At 51.8% G+C, this 2,399-nt stretch carries 3 protein-coding genes; 1 reads left to right on the top strand and 2 read right to left on the bottom strand.

Going from position 1 to position 2,399, the window contains the following annotated elements:
• Nucleotides 1–483: 483 nt before the first annotated feature.
• Nucleotides 484–1,611, bottom strand: a complete 1,128-nt coding sequence (locus ACPLUI_RS13935; RefSeq protein WP_424660847.1) for an AAA family ATPase — start codon at nt 1,609–1,611, stop codon at nt 484–486.
• A gap of 90 nt (nt 1,612–1,701) precedes the next feature.
• Here ACPLUI_RS13935 and ACPLUI_RS13930 point away from each other — a divergent pair, with 90 nt between their 5' ends.
• Entirely contained in the window at nt 1,702–1,962 is a 261-nt protein-coding gene (locus ACPLUI_RS13930; protein ID WP_424660846.1) for a hypothetical protein, read from the top strand.
• A 106-nt stretch (nt 1,963–2,068) separates the two neighbouring features.
• On the opposite strand, the gene ACPLUI_RS13925 is transcribed toward ACPLUI_RS13930, so the two are convergent.
• Complete coding sequence (locus ACPLUI_RS13925) at nt 2,069–2,329, bottom strand: toxin-antitoxin system HicB family antitoxin (protein ID WP_424660845.1); 261 nt, start codon at nt 2,327–2,329, stop codon at nt 2,069–2,071.
• Between the last annotated feature and the right edge of the window lie 70 nt (nt 2,330–2,399).

Below are 2,399 nucleotides of genomic sequence, written 5' to 3'. Positions count from 1 at the left end.
AAAACTCAATTTTGGTGAAAAAAGTCCCGAAAAAATCCCCGGAAGCCTTGAGAATCAAGGGATAGAGGCCTCTAAGGGGCCGGGTGAAAAAAGGTGAAAAAAGTCGGGCCGAAACCCGGGAAGCCGCATAAATACTGGGTTTTTCGGGGGTACTTTTTTCACCGGTTTTTGGTGAAAAAAGGTGAAAAAAGTCCCTGTGGAAAAGTGCCCTCAGCCCTTGCGGCTCAAGGCTTAGAGGTACATCATACGAAATGTCATAGTAAAGTGAAAAAAGTCTCTGGACCCCCTATATATAAGGTAAATACTGCCTGTTATGTTAGATTACGGTTTTTCGTATATACGAAAAAGGTACCTCCCCCGTCCACAGCCGTCAGAATATTCGGAATATGGGAAATGGAAACGAATGGTATGAGGGGGTCTTCGCAAACCATGCTTCTCGAAAACCTGAACGAGGCTCAGCGGGCTATCGCATCTTTCCCAGTGTCAGGATAGCTGCCGCAAGATATATTCTTGGAGCATCGGTTCAGTAAATTTGTACACTCCGCGCCCGCTTTTCTCGATGATTCCCTTCGCCATCAAGAAATCGATAGCCCTTTTGATGTTGTTGGGGCGTTCTTTTCGGGAATAAACCCTTTCTCTCCGTGCGATTCTTTTCAAAACCCTGGCGGAGTGGGGGTTTTCGTTTATTTCATCAATTATTCTGTCGAATAATGGGGAGAGCGCATGCAGCGCCCGCTCGTACCCAATCCTGACGGTTTCTAGAGAAAGTTTTTTCTCGAAGGTTTCGAGCAGAGAGTGGTACACTTCTGAGCACACAATCATGGTATCTTGCGGGTGACCTCCGGTAAGCTTCACGATCTCCCTTATACTGTCCTCGTCGATTCCGAAGCCTGCACTGTCGAACTTTCCGGCAATGTATTCTGTCCAGGCGTCCTCCGGTATGGGAGGGATGGGGAGAGTCAAGGCGAACCTGTAGAATGCTTGTTTGCTGGTGGCGAAAATGTTTTTCATGAGGTCTTCTTTGGAACCCAGGAAAAGGTAGGACACATTTTGGTGCATTTGAAAGTGCGCTCTCATTTTCTTGTAAATCTCTCTACCGGCGATCCGTGAAGCTTCCTGGAATTCATCGAAGACTACCACCATTTGCTTCTTTTCTTTTCCAGCCAGTACGTCGGGCAGGTCCAGAGCATAGTCGAGCAATCTGTCCTCGTCCCGGTCTCTTTCCAGGAGGCGGAAGTCGATTTCGAGGTCCCTCAACTTAAGGGCCAAAGAGGCCGACCCTGCAATGTTTTTGATATTTTTGATAAGCTCACTTGCCGTTTTTGTGATTCCCGTCCTGTTCTCCAGGCATGCATCGATGAGGGACAGAGCGAAGCCGCGCCGGTCAGAGATGCGGAACAAGTCCACGAATGCCGTGTAGCACCCTTCTTTTTTCAGCCTTCTCAAGACTTCCAGCGCGAGAGAGGTTTTCCCTATCCTGCGCGGACCAGCCAGCGTAATGCTCTGACCTCCCAGAAGCCTGGTTGTAAGGGAGTTCAGGAAATTTTCCCGGTCAACTATATCTTCCTCGGGGACCGGTCCTCCCAGGGGGAACAGCTTTTCTATTTTCATCGGCCGGATCACCTTTATCACAGGTTTTGTGATATTTTATCACATAATTTGTAATAAATCAAATCTGGATTGATTGGGGGGTTTATTTTCATGCTGTCCTGGGACCAGGTTTTTTTCATTTTAGGTCTGGCGGCGGCCGCCGTCGTCCTCTCCAAACACGCCTCCGCGGTGGTGAAGCAGTGGCTCGCCCTGGCCGGCGCCGTCCTGCTCGCGGCCTCCGTGCTCCGCCACGGGCCGGAGGCGGTGGCCCTGTTGAAGAATATCGCCGACACGTTCTGGCCGGTGCTGGCGAAGGCCGCCGAGAAGGGCGCCGGCGCTTTCGCGAAGTTCATGCATTCGGTGCTGCATTAAGATCCCCACCGGGAATTCATTCGATTTCCAAATTGAGGGAAGAGTGGCGGCTGATAACCCAAACAGTCGCTTTTCTATTGTTGGGACATTTTCGCGAAAGAGGACGTCAAGATCGTTGTTCTGTCCAACCTACCGCACGGGCCAGCTGATAGACGATGTACTGGTTCAGGCTGACGCCTTCCGCACGGGCTTTTTCCGTTAAAGCCCGGTGAAGGGATTTCGGGGCTCGCACCAGGATGCGCCCGCTGTAGTTCTCGTCGGCCGGCTCGGGAATCGGGTCGCCCTTTTCCAGTGCGTCTGCAATCCAGCACCGCTTGGCGTCTTCGATCATTTGAAGGAGTTGGTTAAACCATGCCGTCCAGAACACAAAAACCTCCCGCGAAGCAGTCCCCCGGACTGCCGGGTAGCGCCGAGCCCCCCGGCGGTCCCAGCACGGC

Source organism: Desulfofundulus sp. (assembly GCF_049701015.1).
GTDB lineage: Bacteria > Bacillota > Desulfotomaculia > Desulfotomaculales > Desulfovirgulaceae > Desulfofundulus.
The sequence above is the reverse complement of the archived record's forward strand: the minus strand, read 5'-3'. Positions and strand labels throughout refer to the sequence as shown.